At 67.0% G+C, this 20,957-nt stretch carries 20 protein-coding genes; 15 read left to right on the forward strand and 5 right to left on the reverse strand.

Annotated features, from left to right (window positions below):
• The first annotated feature begins 205 nt into the window (after positions 1-205).
• From QZM35_RS28815 to fnr, 3 genes are all read left to right on the forward strand, one after another.
• Positions 206-616 carry a DUF3005 domain-containing protein gene (locus QZM35_RS28815; RefSeq protein ID WP_089428675.1) on the forward strand — a complete coding sequence of 137 codons (411 nt, stop codon included), beginning with the start codon at positions 206-208 and terminating at the stop codon, positions 614-616.
• A gap of 606 nt (positions 617-1,222) precedes the next feature.
• Positions 1,223-1,690, forward strand: coding sequence for a universal stress protein (locus tag QZM35_RS28820; RefSeq protein WP_301777307.1), 468 nt, complete (start codon positions 1,223-1,225; stop codon positions 1,688-1,690).
• Between the two features lie 103 nt (positions 1,691-1,793).
• Positions 1,794-2,540 carry a fumarate/nitrate reduction transcriptional regulator Fnr gene (gene fnr, locus QZM35_RS28825; RefSeq protein ID WP_085038217.1) on the forward strand — a complete coding sequence of 249 codons (747 nt, stop codon included), beginning with the start codon at positions 1,794-1,796 and terminating at the stop codon, positions 2,538-2,540.
• Between the two features lie 53 nt (positions 2,541-2,593).
• On the opposite strand, the gene QZM35_RS28830 is transcribed toward fnr, so the two are convergent.
• Positions 2,594-3,487 (reverse strand): LysR family transcriptional regulator ArgP, encoded by an 894-nt coding sequence (locus QZM35_RS28830; protein WP_089428679.1) that lies wholly within the window; start codon positions 3,485-3,487, stop codon positions 2,594-2,596.
• 110 nt (positions 3,488-3,597) lie between these two features.
• Between QZM35_RS28830 and QZM35_RS28835 the strand changes: the two genes are divergently transcribed.
• Both QZM35_RS28835 and QZM35_RS28840 read left to right on the forward strand, forming a co-directional pair.
• The gene (locus QZM35_RS28835) at positions 3,598-4,218 is read left to right on the forward strand and encodes a LysE/ArgO family amino acid transporter (protein ID WP_301777308.1); all 621 of its coding nucleotides are present in this window, start codon (positions 3,598-3,600) and stop codon (positions 4,216-4,218) included.
• Between the two features lie 385 nt (positions 4,219-4,603).
• On the forward strand, positions 4,604-5,551 hold the full coding sequence (locus tag QZM35_RS28840; protein ID WP_089431924.1) for an aldo/keto reductase: 948 nt from the start codon (positions 4,604-4,606) through the stop codon (positions 5,549-5,551).
• A gap of 340 nt (positions 5,552-5,891) precedes the next feature.
• On the opposite strand, the gene QZM35_RS28845 is transcribed toward QZM35_RS28840, so the two are convergent.
• Positions 5,892-6,884: a helix-turn-helix domain-containing protein gene (locus QZM35_RS28845; RefSeq protein WP_089431923.1), complete on the reverse strand. Its 993-nt coding sequence runs from the start codon at positions 6,882-6,884 to the stop codon at positions 5,892-5,894.
• Positions 6,885-7,062: 178 nt separating this feature from the next.
• Here QZM35_RS28845 and QZM35_RS28850 point away from each other — a divergent pair, with 178 nt between their 5' ends.
• The 5 genes from QZM35_RS28850 to QZM35_RS28870 all read left to right on the forward strand — a co-directional run bounded on the left by QZM35_RS28850 (position 7,063) and on the right by QZM35_RS28870 (position 12,009).
• On the forward strand, positions 7,063-7,596 hold the full coding sequence (locus tag QZM35_RS28850) for a 2,4'-dihydroxyacetophenone dioxygenase family protein (RefSeq protein WP_301777309.1): 534 nt from the start codon (positions 7,063-7,065) through the stop codon (positions 7,594-7,596).
• 18 nt (positions 7,597-7,614) lie between these two features.
• Entirely contained in the window at positions 7,615-8,919 is a 1,305-nt protein-coding gene (locus QZM35_RS28855) for an MFS transporter (RefSeq protein ID WP_089428684.1), read from the forward strand.
• A gap of 1 nt (position 8,920) precedes the next feature.
• The gene (locus tag QZM35_RS28860; protein WP_301777310.1) at positions 8,921-10,042 is read left to right on the forward strand and encodes a 2,3-butanediol dehydrogenase; all 1,122 of its coding nucleotides are present in this window, start codon (positions 8,921-8,923) and stop codon (positions 10,040-10,042) included.
• A complete protein-coding gene (locus QZM35_RS28865; protein WP_301777311.1) occupies positions 10,020-10,742 on the forward strand; it encodes an SDR family NAD(P)-dependent oxidoreductase in 723 nt (240 codons plus the stop codon). The genes QZM35_RS28860 and QZM35_RS28865 overlap by 23 nt, the downstream gene beginning before the upstream one ends.
• A 175-nt stretch (positions 10,743-10,917) precedes the next feature.
• Positions 10,918-12,009 carry a porin gene (locus QZM35_RS28870; RefSeq protein ID WP_301777312.1) on the forward strand — a complete coding sequence of 364 codons (1,092 nt, stop codon included), beginning with the start codon at positions 10,918-10,920 and terminating at the stop codon, positions 12,007-12,009.
• Positions 12,010-12,316: 307 nt separating this feature from the next.
• Here QZM35_RS28870 and QZM35_RS28875 read toward each other — a convergent pair whose 3' ends face one another.
• Both QZM35_RS28875 and QZM35_RS28880 read right to left on the reverse strand, forming a co-directional pair.
• Positions 12,317-15,166, reverse strand: a complete 2,850-nt coding sequence (locus QZM35_RS28875; protein ID WP_367620799.1) for a TOMM system kinase/cyclase fusion protein — start codon at positions 15,164-15,166, stop codon at positions 12,317-12,319.
• Between the two features lie 20 nt (positions 15,167-15,186).
• Positions 15,187-16,188, reverse strand: coding sequence for an FHA domain-containing protein (locus QZM35_RS28880; RefSeq protein ID WP_089428691.1), 1,002 nt, complete (start codon positions 16,186-16,188; stop codon positions 15,187-15,189).
• An 814-nt stretch (positions 16,189-17,002) separates the two neighbouring features.
• Between QZM35_RS28880 and QZM35_RS28885 the strand changes: the two genes are divergently transcribed.
• The 3 genes from QZM35_RS28885 (at position 17,003) to QZM35_RS28895 (ending at position 18,973) form a co-directional block, all read left to right on the forward strand.
• The gene (locus QZM35_RS28885; protein ID WP_301777314.1) at positions 17,003-17,716 is read left to right on the forward strand and encodes a PadR family transcriptional regulator; all 714 of its coding nucleotides are present in this window, start codon (positions 17,003-17,005) and stop codon (positions 17,714-17,716) included.
• Between the two features lie 38 nt (positions 17,717-17,754).
• Positions 17,755-18,576 (forward strand): siderophore-interacting protein, encoded by an 822-nt coding sequence (locus QZM35_RS28890; protein ID WP_089428704.1) that lies wholly within the window; start codon positions 17,755-17,757, stop codon positions 18,574-18,576.
• Positions 18,577-18,748: 172 nt separating this feature from the next.
• A complete protein-coding gene (locus tag QZM35_RS28895) occupies positions 18,749-18,973 on the forward strand; it encodes a hypothetical protein (RefSeq protein WP_089428705.1) in 225 nt (74 codons plus the stop codon).
• Between the two features lie 26 nt (positions 18,974-18,999).
• Here the strand turns inward: QZM35_RS28895 and QZM35_RS28900 are convergent, their stop codons facing one another.
• Entirely contained in the window at positions 19,000-19,581 is a 582-nt protein-coding gene (locus QZM35_RS28900; protein ID WP_089428706.1) for an undecaprenyl-diphosphatase, read from the reverse strand.
• A gap of 441 nt (positions 19,582-20,022) precedes the next feature.
• Between QZM35_RS28900 and QZM35_RS28905 the strand changes: the two genes are divergently transcribed.
• Together QZM35_RS28905 and QZM35_RS28910 are read left to right on the forward strand one after the other, a co-directional pair.
• A complete protein-coding gene (locus QZM35_RS28905) occupies positions 20,023-20,763 on the forward strand; it encodes an acetoacetate decarboxylase (RefSeq protein ID WP_039344575.1) in 741 nt (246 codons plus the stop codon).
• A 52-nt stretch (positions 20,764-20,815) separates the two neighbouring features.
• Positions 20,816-20,957 (forward strand): SDR family NAD(P)-dependent oxidoreductase (locus QZM35_RS28910; protein ID WP_131932263.1); only part of this gene is annotated, 142 nt, incomplete at its 3' end.

The raw sequence follows: 20,957 nt of genomic DNA on the forward strand, positions 1-20,957 counted from the left end.
GGCAGAGGCGGCGCGACTGAATCCCCTGTCGCCGCTTCGCAGGAAAAGAATCATACTCTGTAGAAAACGGGTCTTCTAGCTGAAATAAATCATGACAAATCAGTGCGCGTCGCGCGACCGCGGCGATCGCCCGCGCGCCTTTTCCCGTCACGCCCGGAACGGGATTTGCTTCGATCCGGAACGCTTCGCCGCGAGGAGAGCCGCGATGGAATCATCCGGTCAAACCAATCGCTCGCGTCCGCGCAGCATCGAGCTCGACAACGACGACACGCACGACAGCACGGTCGACACCGACGGCAAGAACCGCGAGGCGGCGCGCCTTGCCGGCGGCGGGCCGATCTCGCCCGACGAAATCACGCGCAGCAACGCGTCGCTCGTCAATGCGATGCCGGAAGCCGGCGACGGCTTCGCCGGTTTCGACAGCCGCCCCGGCGGCAATCATCCGGCGTTCGCGCTGCGTGCCGGCTACATGGTGATCGAGAAGGGCTTCGACGCGCCGCCGCCCCTGAGCGACGCGCTGTTCGGCCCCGTCCATCGGATGTACGGCAGCACGTACTGGCCCGGCCACCAGCGTCGGCCAGAGCGCGTCTTCGAGCTGACGCCCGTGCCGAGATAGCCGGCGCGGCGTTTGAATCGATCGTTCGTTTGCGAACCGGTATCGGCAAACTAGCCGATGGCTGGGGATCGGCGTACGCGACCGTGCGCCGATCGTGCACCGGTAATCGCGCGGTGCACGATGCACGAACGAATGATTCCGCGCAGCAGCGCGGGCGGCGTCATGCACACCGTGAATTGCACCGACGCACATGCGTTGATCGAGGTCATGTCGAAACGGCGCGGTTGCGATTGAATGGCGATGCGGGCAATGCATCCGCGTGACTGTCGTGTCGTGTCGATGCGATCGGCGTGCGCGGCGAGGCGTGTGCGTGCGCCACACGCGACACCGATGCGCGCGCATGCCTTCCCGCCAACGATGCAGACAACAGCGACCACCACGTCGCACGACATGCGTCGCGTGTCGCGTGTCGCGTGTCGCGTGTCACAGCATACGTAGGTGCCTGGCCGTGCGCCGCGCAAACGGAAGCGGCGCCGCCGCGCGGCACGACCGGCACCTCACTGCAAAGTCCCTGCCATTGGTTTACTCTGCCTCGCAGCATTGCGCATTGCCCAGCCCGATCGGCCATCCGGCCGACTTCGTTTCAACCCGCCACTCGGAGACACTATGTACAAGCGTATTCTGGTTGCCGTCGACGGCAGCGACACGTCCCGCCATGCGTTCGATGCCGCGCTGGCGCTCGCGAAATCGCACGGCGCCGAGCTGCAACCGTTCTACGTCGTCGAGAACGCCGCGATCTACTACAACGTGCCCGGCTACGATCCGTCCGTGCTGCGCGATCAGCTCGTCGCGCAGGGCAACGCACTCGCGAAGGAATTCACCGCGCTCATGCAGGCAGCGGGCGTGAAAGGCGAGACGAAGCTGGGCGAAGCGACGTCGCTCAACGACGTGTCGTCGCTGATCCTCGACGGCGCGAAAGCGTTCGATGCCGATCTGCTCGTACTCGGCACGCACGGCCGCCGCGGGTTCCGCCGTCTCGTGCTCGGCAGCATCGCCGAGCAATGCGTGCGCCACGCGACGCTGCCCGTGCTGCTGATTCCGGCGGCCGCCAACGTCGACGAAACGGTTGCGTAAGCCGCGTTCGGCATGCGCGGGCAGTCGCGACGTTTTGTCACCCGACAGCGGCAAGTTGCGGTGGGACAATGATTCCGTCGATTCAACGCCGGAGTAAACGATCATGCTGACGCCCGTCGCCACACGTCCCGCCGCCACACCTCATGCCGGTAGCTGGGCTCCTCGCCAGGCCGCGCACTGCTCGTCGTGCGCCATGCGGCACCTGTGCATGCCGCAGGGCCTGGCGCCCGAAGCGCTCAGTCGCCTCGAGTCGGTCATCTGCGCGGCGCGCCCCGTCAAGCGCGGCGAAGCGCTGTTCCGCGAAGGCGACGCATTCGACAACCTGTACGCCGTGCGCTCGGGCTCGTTGAAAACCGTCGCGACGCGCCACGACGGCCGCGAGCAGGTCACCGGCCTGCATCTCGCCGGCGAAGCGCTCGGCCTCGACGGCATCTGCGACGACACGCATCCGCGCACCGCGGTCGCGCTGGAAGACAGCTCGGTCTGCGTGATTCCGTACAGCGCGCTCAAGACGCTCTGCTCGGAAGCCGGTTCGATGCAGTTGCGCATGCACAAGCTGATGAGCGAACAGATCGTGCGCGAAACGTCGCAAACGATGCTGCTCGGTTCGCTGAATGCCGAAGAGCGCGTCGCCGCGTTCCTGCTCGACGTCTCGTCGCGCTACCTGAAGCGCGGGTACTCGCCGTCGGAATTCAACCTGCGGATGACGCGCGAAGACATCGGCAGCTACCTCGGCATGACGCTCGAAACGGTCAGCCGCACACTGTCGAAATTCCAGAAGCGCGGCCTGATCGAAATGCAGGGCCGCCACGTCCAGATCGTCGATTTCGACGGCCTGCATCACGTCTGATGTGATGCCGCACGGCGCGCACCTCGCGCGCGCCGCCTGCGTCACGCGATCGGTCAATCGAGAAACAGCGCGGCGCGCGCCTTCAGCGCCGCGCTGAAATCGTCGAGCCAGCCGATCGACAAACGCCAACTCTGCCAGTAAAGGTCGATGTCGATCGTTCGCCCGCGCGACATGTCGACCAGTTCACCCGCCGCCAGTTGGCGGTCGACCATCCGGTCCGGACACATCCCCCATCCCAATCCCGTTTCGCACGCACGCAGGTAGCCCGCGACGTGCGGTATCCAGTGCTGCGGCGGATCGAGATCCGCGCGCGTCACGCGCCGGATGAAACGCGCCTGCAGACCGTCCTTCGGATTGAACATCACGCACGGCGCGCGGCGCAGCGCATCGCGCGTGATGCCCGCGTCGAAGTAGCGCGCGTAAAACGCCGGCGAGCACACCGCGCGATAGCGGATGCGCCCGAGCCGCTCCGACCGGCACCCCTGGATCGGCTCGGCCTGCGCGGTCACCGCGCCCTGCACGCTGCCGTCGCGAATGCGCGACGCGGTGTAATCCTGGTCGTCGATCACGAGGTCGAGCAACGTCTCGCGCTCCGTGCAGAACGGCCCGACCGCGTCGATGAACCACGTCGCGACGCTGTCGTCGTTGACGGCCACGCGCAACGTCGGCCACGTGCTCGCGATCTGGCCCGGCAATGCGGGCATCCGGCCGCCCAGCTCGGCCTCGAGCAGTTGCACGCGCTCGGTATGGCGGCACAGCAGCGCACCCGACGTCGTCGCGACGCATGGCTGCCCGCGCTTGACGAGCACGCTGCCGACCCGCTCCTCCAGCAGTTTCACGCGCTGCGACACGGCCGACGCCGTGACGTTCAGCTCCTTGGCCGCCCGCTCGAACGAGCCGTGCCGGATCACGGCCGCGAGGGCATCGAGCAACGCGTAGTCGAGCATTAGATTTCCTTAATCGGCATTAGGTGATTTAGCTTCTCTTATTTTCAGGCTGACCGCAGACTAGCGCTACCCGATTCATTCGTCTACTGCTTCCACTGTTGTCACCCACCATGAACTGGCTCGCTTTTTCTCACGGCGCCGTACTCTGCGGCTCGCTCATCGTCACCATCGGCGCACAGAACGCATTCGTGCTGCGGCAGGGCATCATGCGCTCGCACGTCGGCAAGATCGTGCTGCTGTGCGCACTGTCCGACATGATCCTGATCGGCGCGGGCGTCGGCGGCGCGTCGGCGCTCGTCGAACGCTATCCGACCTTCGTCCACGCGGTGCTGTACCTCGGCCTCGCGTATCTCGCGTGGTTCGGCATCAATGCGCTGCGCCGCGCGTTCAAGCCGGGCCACGAAACGCTCGACGTGCGCGGCGACGCGGTCGCGCCGCCGCCGCAGAGCGGCCTCGCGATCGTGCTGATGACGCTCGCGTTCACGTGGCTCAACCCGCACGTGTATCTCGACACGTTCCTGCTGATCGGCACGGCCGGCGCACGCGAGCCGGAAGGCGCGCGGCTCGCGTTCGCGATCGGCGCAATGTCGGTCAGCGTCGTGTGGTTCCTCGGGCTCGGCTACGGTGCGCGGCTGCTGGCGCCGTGGTTCCGCAAGGCCATGGCGTGGCGCGTACTGGATGGCGCAATCGGCAGCATGGTGCTGTTTCTCGCGGCGGTGCAGTTGCGCTGACCGGCTCACCGTCGCACGGGCGGCCGCTTGCCGCCCGTCGTCCCGCCCGCTTCGGCGCAATGCCGGAGCATCCACGTTCCCGCCCTCCCGCCTGCTTCCGCCCACGCGCCGTGCCGCGTCAAGTCGCGCCAGCCGCGACAAAAATCGGTTCCTGATCGAACGCAGCCACACGAAGTACCCACGCAACGGACGGAGCGTCCGTCATCCGCGTCAGGCCGTCCGCCATCGCGACGGTGCGCCGCCTGCACGATTCGGAGCGATCGGCGAGAATGTCCGGCGTCCCGCGACAACGGCGTGACCGCACCACGTACCCCGTCGTCTCGCCGTGATCGTCTCGGCCCATCCCGCAGTTCCATTCCGTCACCCGCAGATATCGGAGCAGAACATGGCACTACGCACCCTCGGCACATCGAACATCCAGGTTTCGCCGCTCGCGTTCGGCGGCAACGTCTTCGGCTGGACCGTCGACGAGAACACGTCGTTTGCGCTGCTCGACGCGCTCGCCGACACCGGCATCAACTTCATCGACACGGCCGACGTCTACTCGGCCTGGGTACCCGGCAACCACGGCGGCGAATCGGAAACGATCATCGGCAAGTGGCTGAAGCGCTCCGGCAAGCGCGAGCAGGTCGTGATCGCGACCAAGGTCGGCCTGCTGGGCGCGCGCGCGGGGTTGTCGAAAGACAACATCCTGAAGGCGGTAGACGATTCGCTGCGCCGCCTGCAGACCGACTACATCGACCTGTATTTCTCGCATCGCGACCTTGCCGATACGGCCCCGCTCGAAGAAACGCTCGGCGCCTATCAAACGCTGATCGACGCGGGCAAGGTGCGGATCATCGGCGCATCGAACTACAGCGGCGCACGGCTGCGCGAAGCGGCCGACATCAGCAAGCGCGACGGCCTGCCCGCCTACCAGGTCATCCAGCCCGAATACAACCTGCTCGACCGCGCCGATTACGAACGCGATCTCGAACCGGTCGTGCGCGACCTGAAGCTCGGTGTCGTCAACTACTACGCGCTCGCGAGCGGCTTCCTGTCGGGCAAGTACCGCAGCGAGGCCGACCTGAAGAAGAGCGTGCGCGGCGATCGCGTCGCCGGGTATCTCAATGAACGCGGGCTGCGCATCCTCGCGGCACTCGATGCGGTGGCGGCGAAGCACGGCACGCAGCCGGCCGCCATCGCGCTCGCCTGGCAGATCGCGCGGCCGACGATCACCGCGCCGATCGCCAGCGCGACGTCGCTGGCGCAGTTGGCATCGCTCGGCGAAGCGATCCGCGTTCAGCTCGATCAGGACGACATTCGCCGGATCGACGAAGCCAGCGCGGCCTGAAGTCAGCTGTAGCAGGCCGGTCGATCGGATCGCGCAGTCCGCGCGGTTCCGCGACCGGCCGGTGTCATGTGCGCGCGCTTGTCACGGCATTCGCGGGGGCGGGTCATTCGTGAGTGGCGGGTGAGTACAATGGCGCGCGTCCGGGCGGCCCGCCGCACAATCTGCGATGCGTCGGTGGTGCCGCGCATCGTGTCCGGCAATACGAACGCTCCGACGATCACGATGTCGGAACGCTGCGCCGAATTCATGCTCGCGGAGTAACGCAACGCGGCGCGCGGGCGTTTTCGTTCACGACAATAAAAAGACGGCGCGTGAGACACGCGCCGCCGCTCCCTCTGCATCACCTGCCGGAATCAGCCCCGTCCGCCCGCGCCGCCTCGCGCAGCGCCATCGGCGACGCGCCATAGCGCTCGCGAATCGCACGGCTGAAATGAGCCTGGCTCGAAAAGCCCCAGCGGAACGCGATTTCGCCGACGCTCGTCTTGCGCAGCCGCGCATCGGTCAGCTCGCGATACGCATGCGACAACCGTTCCGACCAGATGTGCTGCGTGATCGACTCGCCTTCGGCTGCGAAGAGCCGGCTCAGATGCCGCAGCGATAGCCCGACCGCGTCGGCGACGGCCTGCGGCCCGAGTTCCGGATCGCCGAGATGCGTCGCGACGTACTGCTTCGCGGTCAGCAGATACGACAGCGACGCACGTGAGGCACCCGCACCGTTCACCTCCGCATCGATGAGTTCCGCGACCAGCGTGCGCGTGTGTTCGGCGAACTGCGCGGCGTCACGCTCGACCGGATCCTTCATGAAGCGCTCGACGCTCGCGCGCAACGTCGCGCCGAGCATCGCGCCCGCGCCCGGTTTCGGCGCGATCCGCAGCGGCAGCGCCGCCAGTTCCGCATCGAGCCGGTCGTCGAACGTCGTGATCGGGATATCGATCAGCAGCTGCCGCATCGGCGTCAGGAATCCGAACAGATAGGGCACGCGCGTGTCGTAGACGACGACATCGCCGGCGTCCGCGAGCAGGCAACGGTCTCGCTGGATGAAATACGCGCGCCCGCTCAGGATCTGGCACGCAAACAGCGACTCCTTCGGCAACTGGCGCACCAGCGCGGGGCTGCGCTCGATCACGTGATCCTGGCCGCTGATGTCCGCGATGCCGAGGCCCGGCAACGCGATATCGGTCTTCTCGACCTCGAGCCCGGCCGGCGACAGCGACGAACAGCGCAGCCCGACCAGCGTCGCCGCATTGAACGCATCCCAGTACGCCATCCTGTCGCGCGCCGGCACGTCGGCCGTCGAGCCTCGCGTGCGGGAAAAAACGGTCGAATTCGTCACGTCGCCTCCTGCGGGCGCCTGTCGTGCGGAGCGGCACGGATTGGGGGATGGTTCGTCTGGATTCTGGTGCGATGCAATGTCCGGCGCGGTCAAGCAATTCGTCCAGCCCAGTCAAGAGCGGCGCGCACCGGCTGGCTACAGTCGAGCCCACGACAACTGATACCTAAGGAGACAAACCGTGGTCGACAAAGCCGTAGCCGAATTCTGGCAAAACATCCCGCCGATTGCCAATCCGTTCAAGCCCGATGCGCTGCCCGAAGCGTACATCGCGAACGCGGCCACCGACGACGATCGCTATTACGTTCCGTTTACCGAAACGGTTTCGTCGCGGCCGCTGTGGATCTCGCCGTCGCAGAACAAATGGTGCGACATCCTGATGGCGAAGGAAGCCGGGCTCGTGAACCGGCACTATCACCCGCACGAGGTGTTCGCTTACACGCTGTCGGGAAAGTGGGGTTATCTGGAGCACGAATGGACCGCGACGCGCGGCGACTTCGTGTACGAGACGCCAGGCGAAGGCCACACGCTCGTCGCGTTCGATCACCCGGAGCCGATGCGCGCGTTCTTCATCGTGAAGGGGCCGCTGATCTGGCTCGACGAAGCAGGCAATCCAGACGGCTACTTCGACGTGCATTCGTACATCGCGATGTGCAAGGCGCATTACGAGAAGGTCGGCCTCGGCGCGCAAGCGATCGACAAGCTGTTCCGCTGACGCGCGGCGAGGCTCACCATGACATCCCCTTCCGCCTCCCGATCCGCGTGGACGTATGAGAACAGGTTGCTGCTGATCCTGTTCATGACGTTCGGCTTCGTGTTCTTCGACCGCCTCGCGCTGTCGTTCCTGTTCCCGTTCATGTCGGCCGAGCTGCACCTGACGAACACGCAGCTCGGCATGGTGTCGTCCGCGCTCGCGCTTACGTGGGCATTGTCCGGCGCCGCGACGGGCGCGTGGTCCGACGCGCGCGGCACGCGCAAGCCGCTGCTGATCGCGGCCGTGCTCGGCTTTTCCGCGTGCTCGGCGCTGTCGGGGCTCGTCGGCGGCTTCGCGAGCCTGATCGCGTTCCGCGCGCTGATGGGCATCGCCGAAGGCCCCGTGCTGCCGCTGTCGCAATCGCTGATGGTCGAAAGCTCGACGCCGAGCCGCCGCGGGCTGAACATGGGCCTGCTGCAAGGCTCCGCCGCCGGCCTGCTCGGCGCGATGATCGGCCCGCCGGTGGTCATCGGCATCGCGACCACGTACGGCTGGCGCGAGGCGTTCTACGTGTCGTGCCTTCCCGGCTTCCTGATCGCGTTCTGCATCTGGCGCTGGGTGCGCGAAGCGCCGCCCGGCGGCGTGCGGCACGCGCGGGCCGAACCCGGCGGCGCACCGGCCGCGAGCGGCGCGGCAATCAACCGATGGGCGCTGCTGAAGGAGCGCAACATCCTGCTCTGCGTGCTGATCAGCGGCTTCTTTCTCACGTGGTTCGTCGTGATCATCTCGTTCGCTCCGGTGTTCCTCGTGGAAAGCCGCCATCTGTCGCCGTCCGACATGGGCGTCGTGATGACCTGCCTCGGCGCCGCGTGGGTGTTCTGGGGCTTCGCGGTGCCGGCGATCTCCGACCGGATCGGCCGCAAGCCGACGATGATCGCGTTTGCGCTGATCGCGGCCGTGTGCCCGGTCGTGATGATCCATGCCGGCTCGCTGTGGGCGCTCGGCGCGCTCGTGTTCGCCACGTACACGGGCCTCGGCTGCTTCACGCTGTTCATGGCGACGATCCCGGCCGAAACGGTGCCGCCGCGCGCGATCGCCAGCGCGCTCGGCCTGATCATGGGCGCCGGTGAGTTGATCGGCGGCTTCGTTGCACCGACCGTTGCCGGCTTCGCGGCGGACAAGTACGGCCTGCAGTTCGCGATGTGGACGTCGGCTGCCGGCGCGATCCTCGCGTGCGTGCTGTCGTTCGGCCTCGTCGAGACCGCGCCCGCCGTGCTGCGCAAGCGCGCACTCGCCGGCTCGGCCGCGAACCATCTCGATCCACAAAACCTCGGAGGCCACTGACATGCGGGCACTTCAATGGCATGGCCCGCGCGACGTCCGTCTCGTGGAAATCGACACGCCGCGCGTCGGCCCCGGCGACGTGCGCATCGCGATCGCGTACTGCGGGATCTGCGGCAGCGACCTGCACGAATATGCGGACGGCCCGCACGCGATTCCGGTCGACACGCCGCATCCGCTGTCGCGCCGCACCGCGCCGCTGACGCTCGGCCACGAGTTCTGCGGCACCGTCGTCGAGGTCGGCGACGACGTGACGGCGCTGCGCGCGGGTGATCGCGTCGCGGTCGAGCCCGAGTATCGCTGCAGCCAGTGCGCGTATTGCCGCGCGGGGTCGTACAACCTGTGCGTGTCGATGGGCTTCGCCGGGTTGATGGGCGACGGCGGCATGGCCGACTTCGCGGTCGTGCCGGCGTACATGCTGCATCGCCTGCCTGACGGCGTGAGTCTCGAGCAGGCCGCGGTGATGGAGCCGGCGGCCGTCGCGCTGCACGCGTTGCGGCGTGGCGAACTGCGGCTCGGCGAAACCTGTGCGGTGTTCGGCCTCGGCCCGATCGGCCTGCTGCTGATCATGCTCGCGAAACTGCAGGGGGCGACCACGATCGTGGCCGTCGACGTCTCGCCCGAACGGCTCGCGGCGGCCGCGCGCTTCGGCGCAACGCATACGTTCGACGCACGCGCACTCGGTGCATCCGCGCTGCAGGACGCGATCCGCGCGGTCACGGGCGGGCTCGGCGTCGACGCGAGTTTCGAAGCGGCCGGGCTGCCGGCCACGTTCGAATCGGCGATGCAGGCACTGCGCAAGGGCGGCCGCGTCGTGATGGTCGGCCTGATGCCGCATGCCGGCTTCGACGCGTTTCGCGCGGTCAACGACGAGCTGACCTTCACTGCGAGCGTCGGCTACCGGCATGCGTACGAAGACCTGCTGCGCATCGTCGCGTCGGGCGCGCTCGACCTCACGTCGATCGTCACGCGCACCGTGTCGCTCGAAGACGCCGTCGCCGACGGCTTCGACGCGCTGCTCGCCGACCGCGCGCAAATCAAGATCCTCGTTTCACCCGCGCAACGGCCCGCCCGTCGCGCGCACACCATCGGGAGCGTCGAGCATGAGTCGTCAGTGGGCGTTTGAGGGGCAGTCCGTCGTCGTGACGGGCGGCACGTCGGGCATCGGTGCGCGCACGGCGATGCGGTTCGCGGAGGCCGGCGCGTCGGTCGTCGCGCTCGGGCTCAATGCGGCCGGCCCGCATGCGCCCGTGCATGCGGGCGTTCGCTGCGTGGAACTCGACGTGACCGACAGCGATGCGCTGACGCGCACGATCGCGGCGCTGCCGCGGCTCGACGTGCTCGTCAACGGCGTCGGCATCAGCCGGCACGCGGACGAATACCGGATGGACCAGTTCGAGCTCGTGCTGAACGTGAACCTGACGTCGGTGATGCGTGCCTCCGACGCCGCGCGGCCGGCGCTGTCGGCACACGGCGGCAGCATCGTCAATGTCGCGTCGATGTACACGTACTTCGGCAGCAAGGACCGGCCCGCGTACAGCGCGAGCAAGGGCGGCATCGCGCAGCTCACGCGCTCGCTCGCGCAGGCGTGGGCCGATCGCGGCATTCGCGTGAATGCGGTCGCGCCCGGCTGGATCGATACGCCGCTCAGCAGCGGCCTGATGGCCGACATGCAGGCGTCGCGGCGCATCCTCGAGCGCACGCCGCTCGGGCGCTGGGGCACGGCCGACGAAGTCGCGGACGCGATCCTGTTCCTGTGCTCGCCCAGCGCGTCGTTCGTGACCGGCGCGGTCGTGCCGGTCGATGGCGGGTATTCGACGGTCTAGCACGCGGCTGAGCGGGCATCGGCACGCCCGCGATTGCTGCCGATGCCCGTCCCACATCGATTTCCTTCGGTTGTCACTGAGCCGGGATTCATCCGGTTCAGCTTTGCTCATATCAATCAGTAGTCCAATTAAAAATATCCGAGTCGATCGGAAACATGTGAGGAGCACATTGGAGATGACGAAAAAGACCGTTCTGGCGCTCACGGCATGCGCCATTCCCGCCGTGTCGTTCGCGCAGAGCAGCGTGGCGATGTTCGGGCTGATGGATGCCGGCATCAGCTACGTCAGCAATCAAGGCGGCCGCGGCGCCGCGAAGTTCGACGACAACATCTTCTTCCCGAACCTGCTCGGTTTCGAAGGCAAGGAGGATCTCGGCGCGGGCACGCGCGCGATCTTCCGGCTCGTCAACCAGTATTCGCTCGGCAACGGCTCGATCATCGGCGGCGGGCTGTTCGCGCGCACCGCCTATGTCGGGCTGCAAAACGACCGGTACGGCACGCTGACGCTCGGCAACCAGTACGAGTTCATGGTCGATTCGCTGGCCGCGAGCGGCAACGAGATCGCGCAGGATCTCGTCGGCCTGTACGGCTTTCGCAACGGGCCGTTCGACAAGCTCGCGTTGCCGAACAACCCGACCGGCGCATTCGACTGGGATCGCGTCGCAGGCAGCAATCGTGTCGCGAATTCGGTCAAGTACACGAGCCCGTCGCTGTCGGGCCTGACCGTCGGCGCGCTGTACGGCTTCGGGAACGTCGCGGGGTCGGTCGGCGCGAACAACACGGTCAGCGTCGGCGCGAGCTACGACAACGGCCCGTTCGGCGCGGGCGCGGCCTATACGAACCAGAAGTACGGCACGACGAACGGGCTACCGCCGACCAGCGTGCGCAACTGGGGCGCGGGCGTGCACTACACGCTCGGCACGGTCACCGGGAAGGCGCTCTTCACGACGGTACGCAACGCGCAGAACGGCGCGGGTGCGTGGTCGGCGGAAGCCGGTGCCGCATGGCGGCCGTCGCCGGCATGGGTGATCGGCGCGAGCTATACGTACATGAAGGGCAACGACACGCTCGACAACGCGCACGCGCACCAGCTCCTGGCCGCCGTCCAGTACTGGCTGTCGAAACGCACGATGGTGTACGTGGCGGGCGTGAATCAGCGCGCGGACCACGGCAGCAACGCGCAGATCAACGGCGTGATGGATGCGAACGGCGCGTCGAGCGGCGCGCTGCAGTCGATCGCGCGGATCGGGTTCAGCACGCGGTTCTAGGCCGCCGTCTCGGCGGATTCTGGCGACGCCCCTGTGTTCGGATCGCCTGACGACGCAGGCGCGGTGCCGGCCGCCGGTCGACCGGATCGGAACGTATGCGTGAAGCCGGAACCCGTTCGGCGAAACAGGCGCGCAATCGCGTGAACGATGCGCCGGCTCCGGTGTTGAAGGGTGTACCCGGTTGTCATGGGGCTGTCTTCAGATTATTGAAGGCCGATCCGGCGCTGAAAGCCGGATCGGCCTATCTGGCTCACGGTAAGACGTGGGTCGCGACGCCGCCGGGACATCCGTGCATCGATAGCAGGATTCACATGCATGCACGCGCGAAGTGTCCGTCGACGCCGTTCGCATGCGCGCCGGCGCCGCGATCGGCTTGCGCGGCCAGCGCGCGGTTGACTCGCGCATGGTTGGCGCACCGCACGGCCGGCGGCATCGACGCGTACGCCGCGTCGCGAATCAACGCATGGCGGAACGAATAGAACACGCGATCGCGCCGATGTTGCGCGTACATGATCCGCTCTTCGAGCAGCAGTTGCAGGTGCGCGTCGAGCGTGACGCGATCATGCGGCGATGCCGCGGCCAGCAGTTGCGCATCCATCTCGAGCCCGATCGTCGCGGCGAGCTGCGCGGTGCCGCGCGCATCGTCGATCCGGTCGAACGCGCGACCGAGCATTCCGCCGAGACTGAGCGGAAGCGGGCACGGGTCCATCGTCCGCAGCCCCGCGAGCGAGCCGTCCGCGCCGCACATCGTCAGCTCGCGCGCAACGGCCTCGATGAACAGCGGAATGCCCGCCGTACGATGGACGAGCGGGTCGAGCCAGGCCGGATCGAGCGCGCCCTGGCCCAGGTGCGCCGACATCAGGCGCCGCGCGTCGTCGCGCGGCAGGCGGCGCAGTACCAGGCGCTCGGTCACGCCACGCCAGCGCGCGAGCCTGGCGGGTCGCGACGTGAGCACGATGCAAAGCGCCGCCGCGCGCGGCGAGCGCTGCAGGTACGCCAGAAAATCCTCGGTCGAGCGATCGATCCACTGCACATCCTCGACGACGAGCAACACCGGCGCGCCATTGCCGAGCGACACGATCAATTGCTCGAGCACATCGAACAGTGCGTCCTGTTCGCGCGCGCCCGGCCACCTCGCCGCCTTCGCATCGCAAGGCAGCCCCAGCCAGGTCGCAAGCGCGACACGGGCCGCCGCACGATCGCATTCGAGCGCCGCCAGCATCGCGTCGATCGCCGCGTGCGTGATGTCGGCCGGACTGTCGGCGTCGAGTTGCCAATGCGCGCCGATGAACCGCAGGATCGGAAACAGCGCATGATTCTCCCGCTCCGGCTGGCATCCGCAATGCGCGAACGCGTGGCCCTGTGCCCGCACGGTCTCGCACAGCCCGTGCACGAGGCGCGACTTGCCGATTCCTGCATCGCCGACGACGAGCCGCGGCGGCACACCGTGCATTGCGCGACGATGACTTGCAAGCGTCTCCTGCCACGCACGCAGCAGGGCATCGAGTTCGCGCGTACGGCCGATCATCGGTGCCCGCATGCCGCCGTCGAGCGAATCGAACGGCGTATCGGCCCGACGCTCGCCGAGCAGTTCATGCACCGGCTGCGGCGCGAGGCCCGCCCGCGCCAGCCGCAACCCGGTCGGCCGGAAGTCGGCATGCCGTTCGAGCGCGAGCCGCGCATCGTCGCTGATCAGGATCTGCCCGGACCCAGCCAGCCGCAACAACCGCGACGCGGCGGCCGGCGTCGACCCGCCCGCCCACTGCGCCGCATGCGCGAGAACCTGCCCGACGTGAATCGCAGCGGCCACTTCGACGTGCCAGCCTTCGCCGCTGTCCGTACAGCCGGCTTCGGCCGGCACCGGCAACCGCGCGCGCCCGGCCACCCGCACCATGTCGAGTGCCGCACGCGCCGCGCGGCGCGCGGGCCGATCGATATCGCCTTGCAGGCCAAAATGGAACAGCAGCGTGTCGCCGAGCCGCTCGTCGACCTGCGCGCCATAGCCGACGGCGATATCCGCGCACTGCGTCAGCCACTGCGCCTCGTAGCGGTCGAGCAGCGCGCCGTGATCGGTTCCCGCATGGCGTTGCCGGCCGTCTCCGGCGATCGTCACGCAACAGCACAGCGTGGTGACCTGCCGGTATTCGCCCGCCGTTGCGGCCGCGTCGCTGTGCGGCGCGAACGGCTGCGGCCGTGTGCGGCGGCTTGCGCGGCCGGCATCGAACGGGCCGATGAGCGCGGCGAAATTGAGCGCACGAAACTGCGCCGCGAGTTCGTCGGCCGAGGCGGCACGCTGCGCCGGATGCTTGCTCAACGCATGCCGCAGCACCGAGCCGAGCGGATGCGACGCGATCGACGGCGGAAGCGCGACATCCACCGGACTGAGTTGCTGATAAAGAATGTCGGCGACGCTTGCGCCCTGCATCACGACTTCGCCCGTCAGGCATTCGATCACGACCAGGCCCCACGCATACAGGTCGCTTCCGGACGTCGGCGGTTCGTTGCGCAGTTGCTCGGGCGCGCAATATGACGGCGAGCCGATCGCCTCGGCCGCGAGCGTCGCCGCCTGGGGCGCGATCTCGGTCACGCAGGGCAACAGCGCGCCGATCCCGAAATCGAGGAGCTTCGCGTGCGGCCCGTCGTCGGCCATCGCGAGCACGATGTTTTGCGGCTTCAGATCCCGGTGCACGATGCCGCGGCGATGTGCAGCCGCGAGCGCATCGAGCACCTCCGCCATCAGCCGTCCGGTGTCGACGGCCGACAGTGGCCCCTCCATCGCGAGCCGGTCGTGCAGGGTCTGGCCCTGAACACGCTCGAATACGGCGAACAGCCGCCCGTCAGGCGCTTCCCCCTGGTCCAGCAGCGCCACGATGTTCGGGTGCCGCAGCGCCTCGCACAGGCTCGTCTCGCGCCGGAAGCGCATGCGCTGGCGCGCGCGCTCGGCTTCGGTCCACGCGACATCGTCCCGCATCAACTTGATCGCGACGTCTTGCCCCGTCTCGCCGCAAGTCGCGCGAAACACCACGCCGCTGCCGCCTTCGCCGAGCAATGCACCGAGCCGGTAATGCCGCTTGCCGGTCAACGTCGCGAAAGGCGCGGCGGGCCGCTGCGATTCATGCGCGTGCGGCACGACGCGAGCGCGTGTCGCGGTCGGCAACCCGGGCTGTCGTTCCGCGTTCACGAGCAATGGACGACCGGATCCGGCGCCGGACGATGCATGCCGATGCGCGTCTCGACGCCCGGCACCGACTGGCATTCGAGGCGCTCGCCGCGCATGACGCGGAACGGGAAATCGCCGAAGCGGACGCTGCCGCGCCGCCGCTCGACCAGCTGACTCGCGTCCAGCCCCGGCAGCGCCGCGAACTGGCTCCGGGCGCGATGAATCTGCACGTTGAGATGGGACGTATCGATACCGAGCATGCGCGCCAGCCGGTCGAGTTCGATCCAGCCTTGCGTGGCGGCGTCGTAGCCGGCCTGCATGTCGGCCGACCGTGCGCGGGCGAGCGTGACGAGGCTGTAGTGATGCGCGCGCTCGCCGAGATCGACCACGCCGCCGCGAACATGCAGCAGCGCACGCGCATGCTCTTCGTCCCGGCTGACGAAGAATTCGAGCAATCGGGCCGGCACGGCCGGATCGGCCGGCGCGCGCAGCGTCATCGTCGAGCCGTGGCGCACGAGCGCCACGCGCCACGTGACGTCGCCCGTCGACACTTCATCGCCGTCATGGAGCGCGCGCGGCGGCAACGTGTCGTCGCACAGCCAATCGCCGGCCGGCGACCGGACGATCGTGACCGGCTGCGCGGCGTGGGCAGCCAGGATCTGGCGCGGCGTGAGCACGATCGGGTGCACGGCGCCCCGTACCGGCCATAGCGTATCGGCCGGATCGTCGAGCGACTCGACGCGCCAGGGCGCGACACCCGCCCTGCCGAACCGGATCACGTCGCCTCGCTGCAGCACCGCGTGCTCGCCGTCGCGCAACGGCACGCCCGATACCGACGTGCCGTTGCTGCTGTGATCGTGGAGCTCCCATCGCCCGCCGACCCAGCGGATATGGGCGTGGACCCGGGACACCGACGCGTCGCGGATGACCGTATCGCAGCGCGCGGCGTCGCGGCCGAACACGTGATACGCGCGGAGCAGGCACGCTTGCCCGGAAGAATCGTTCTTGAGTATCGCCATGGCTGCCCCGTATCGGATTCGCCCGGATCGCTCGAGTGACGCGTCGACGCCCGGGATAGCGATTGATTCAGTGATCGCGAACGGTGTCGACCGTTCGCCGCCTCGTTACCAGTTTCTTCGTCAGCTTCCATTCGGATCGTTGCTCATCCGGTGTGTGTTATTTCGACTGATTGAATGGTCGGTTGTTTTGTTGTTTTAAATTCGAGCAACTTGATGAAAATCCTGCCAAATAAAATCACGCTTCACAATCGAAATACTCAAATCCCACTTTAATATTGCAATGCTTTACATTTACAACGAATCTTCAGCTCGTATATAAAGGGTCGAAAATCTTCACCACCCTGGAGGCCATGACAGGCTTGCAATCGACAGAGTCACCACATTGAATGACGGGGTCGATTTAAATACCTTTGCCGGCGCGGAAATTTTGTTTGATCCAAAGAAAATAAATTAAACAGTTTCAGAGATTCAAATAATTATCGTCGGTGTTTTATCAAATCTCATTACGTGAATTACTGTGGGGTTCAACTGCGTCGCAGCCGATCTCTCGCGGTGTCATCGGCGAGCGGATACGTGCCGGCACGCCGCCGCGTCACGATCAATCGCTGGCAATGGCCGCAGAGGCCGGCAAGGCGCGGACGGTCCGATCGTCGTGATCGACACGCCAACGAGCTTGATGCACCGCATCCACGGCCATCTCCGCCCCGAGCCGCCAGCCCATCCTCGCGCGCCATCCAGCCCCAATAAATCCCCTTGACGACCTATCTTTCGATATATATCTTTAGATATGTTTTACGACATATAGGACTCGATCATGCGACACAACCCTTCCCGCGGCCATGCCCGATGCGACGGTCATGGTGCGCATGCCCGCCCTGACGGGTTCGCCGGTCTCTGGTACGCGATCGGCCGCCATCGTCGCGGCCACGATCCGTTCGGCGGTGGCGGCCCGTTCGGTGGCCGTGGCGGGCGCGGCGGCTTTGGCGATTTCGGCGACGACGGCATGCCGCGCGGCCGTCAGTTCAGCTCCGACGATCTGCAGCTGCTGTTGCTCGCGCTGGTCGCCGAGCAACCGAGCCACGGCTACGAGCTGATCAAGGCGCTCGACACGCGTTCGAACGGTTTCTACAGCCCGAGCCCCGGCATGGTGTATCCGGCGCTCACGTATCTCGAAGAAGTCGGCTTCGTCGCGTCGCAAGCGGAAGGCAACCGCAAGCGCTATGCACTGACCGACGCCGGCCGCGTGCATCTCGACGCGCAGCGCGAACGCGTCGACACGCTGTTCGCGCGTCTCACGCACCTCGCCCGCAAGATGGAATTCATGCGCCGCGCGTTCGCCGGGGAATCGGCGGGCAACGAAGCGCAGGACGAAGCACAAGCCGGCTGGCTGCCGGAGTTCGTCGAGGCGCGTCTCGCACTCAAGCGGGCGCTGCTGCACAAGAGCGCCGCCGACGCCGACGAACAGCGCCGCATCGCCGCCATCATGCGCCGCGCGACGGCTGAAATCGAAGGCGGCAGCGGTGCGTAATCCGCGCCGCCCCCTCAAACCCTAAGGAGAACGGATTGATGCAGAACACATCCGACCGCACCGTGACCCGCGTGCGCCACACTCTCAAGTTCCGCTTGCTGCAGGTCCTGCGCGTGCACACCGTCACGCCGCACCTGCTGCGCGTCACGCTCGGCGGCCCCGATCTCGCGGATTTCGAATCCGCGTCGTTCGACGATCACGTGAAGGTATTTTTCCCGCCGCCCGGCGCTGAACGGCCCGTGCTGCCGACGCTCGGCGCGAACGGTCCCGAGTTTCCGGAAGGCGAACCGAAGCCGGTCGCGCGCGACTTCACGCCGCGCCGTTTCGACCGCGCCGCCGGCGAGCTCGATCTGGAATTCGTGCTGAACCACCCGGGCCCCGCGTCGCAGTGGGCCGCCCAGGCACGTGTCGGCCAATGGCTCGGCATCGGCGGCCCGCGCGGTTCGTTCGTCGTCCCGACCGGTTTCGACTGGCACCTGCTGATCGGCGACGATACGGCGCTGCCGGCGATCGCGCGGCGTCTCGAGGAATTGCCGGCCGGCGCGCGCGTAGCCGTCGTGATGGAAGTCGCGGATCGCACCGCGCAGATCGCGTTCGACACGCGCGCCGACGTGCATGAAATCTGGCGCTTCCGCGCCGAAGCCGACGCGGCGGACGGCGACGTGCTGCTGAATGCCGTGCGCGACCTGCCGCTGCCGCCGTCCGGCGACGGCTATGTGTGGGCGGCGGGCGAAGCGCTGTCGATGCGCGCGGTACGCCAGCACCTGACCGGCGAGCGCGGCGTCGACAAGTCGCGCATCCGTGCGGCGGCCTACTGGAAGCGCGGCGCGGCGGCCGTGCACGAAACGCTGGAAGACTGATGGATGCGGGTGCCCGGCAAACGGGTACCGCTTGAGGTTGGCCGGCCGATGACACAATCGTGGCGTCGGCGCACCAGCGGGCTTGGCACCGCTATCGCGACTGGTATATATCTGTGGGTGCGACGCCGCTGTCGGGCGACAGCCGCCGCAGCCCGCCCAGGAGCGCCCGGTCATGACAAAAGAAAGCCACGCTTCGCCGTTCCTTCGCAACCTGAAGATCGTCGGCTATTGCGGCCTTGCCGCGGTGGTACTCGCGCTGTTCGTCGCGATGTGCGCGATCCTGAAGGAAAGCGCACTCGACCGCGACGCCGCGCAACACCCTGCCGATACCGCTGAACTGCACGATGCGGGCGCTGGCCCGTCCGCATCGGCCGAATCGGCCAAGACACCCGGCTGACCGCGTTCGGCCCTTTCTCCTGCCGCTTACGGCGCGTGCCGGCGGCCCATCACGGCGGCATGCACCGAATCGCCGAGCCGTTCGAGCAGCGCGGTCACGCGTTGCCCGTACAGGTGCGCGGCCAGCGCGCCGGCCGTGCCGACCAGCACGCCGCCTGCCATGTCGAACGGCCAGTGCACGCCCACATAGATACGTCCCCATGCAATCGCCGCGGCCATCGCGACCATCACGAACCCGGTGAACCGGGTCGTGCCGCCGAGCATCAACCCGACCGCCATGCTCCACGCGAACGTCATGTGATCGCTCGGAAACGAGCTGTCCGGCGCGTGCGGAATCAGCTGCGTGCCGACGCCCGCCATGAACGGGCGCGGCGAGAACCAGAAATGTCCGATGACCTGCGCGAGCGCGAGCGCCACGCACACGCCGACGCCGGCTTCGATCGCCTGGCGCCGCGTCGGGCGCGCGCCGAAGATCCAGGTCAGCAGCAGCATCGCGGGCAACGCATAGACGAGCCAGTCGGCGGCGAAGATGGCGAGGCGGGCCACGCCCGGCTGCGGCGCAACCCCGGCGTTGATGGCGGAAAAGAGGGTGAGATTGAGGGTCTGCATGAATCCGGTTGCGTGGGGCATAAAAAATCGGCCGGTTGCCCGGCCTGCTACGAACGATGCTAAGGCGCGCCCGCTTAAGTGATGCTTAATAAGACGACCGCGCGACGAAGCCCGCCGCCGCGAACGCGCTTAGAGCCTGCACTGCAACACAAGTTCACACATTTGTCATATTCCCGCGAGACCGTCTCCCGAAAAGGCTCACCTGGCATCCCGTAAAGACTCACCTTTTTCACATCGTGGCGTCATCGACGCGTGCAAACATCGGGACGCCGGGTGCCATCCAGACCGTTTGCGTCATTCATCTCAATATTTACGCTGCGAATGCGTCGAAATCGGCAACAATTAATTCCATATGCGGCATCGCACAACGGTAACGCACAGGCATAGGATTACGAGCTTACGAGCACTCATCCACGAAGCGATCAACAACAAGGAGTCCGCATGAAACCCAGCGATGTCCGATCGAAAGCGTTTGCGATGCCGTTGACCAGCCCCGCCTTCCCGATGGGCCCTTACCGTTTCGTCGATCGTGAGTTCCTGATCATCACGTATCGCACCGATCCGGACCGTCTCCGCGAAATCGTCCCCGAGCCGCTGCAGGTCACCGAGCCGCTCGTGCATTACGAATTCATCCGCATGGCCGATTCGACCGGCTTCGGCGACTACACCGAAAGCGGTCAGGTGATTCCCGTCGAATACAACGGCCAGCCGGGCGGCTATACGCTCGCGATGTATCTCGACGATCACCCGCCGATCGCCGGCGGCCGCGAGTTGTGGGGCTTCCCGAAGAAGCTCGCGTCGCCCACGCTGCACGTGAACACCGACCACCTCCTCGGCACGCTCGACTACGGCAAGGTGCGCGTCGCCACCGGCACGATGGGCTACAAGCACAAGGAGCTCGACATCGACGAGCAGACCAGGCGTCTCGCCGGCCCCAATTTCCTGCTGAAGATCATCCCGCACGTCGACGGCACCGCGCGCGTCTGCGAACTGGTGCGCTACTACATGCAGGACATCAAGATGAAGGGCGCGTGGACGGGCCCCGCATCGCTCGAGCTGGCGCCGCATGCGCTCGCGCCGGTGGCCGACCTGCCCGTGCTCGAAATCGTCGAAGCCCGCCACATCGTCGCAGATTTGACACTGGGCCTCGGCGAAGTCGTCTACGATTACCTGGCTCAGTAACACGTCCGCAGTCCTTTCTCCCTGTCAATCCTTTCACCACGGGAATTCGAACATGAGCAACCTGAATGGCAAGACCGCAGTCGTCACGGGCGCCGCGAGCGGCATCGGCAAGGAAATCGCACTCGAGCTCGCGAAAGCGGGCGCGGCCGTCGCGATCGCCGACCTGAACCAGGACGGCGCGAACGCGGTCGCTG

The sequence above is a fragment of the Burkholderia sp. AU45274 genome, from assembly GCF_030482505.1.
GTDB lineage: Bacteria > Pseudomonadota > Gammaproteobacteria > Burkholderiales > Burkholderiaceae > Burkholderia.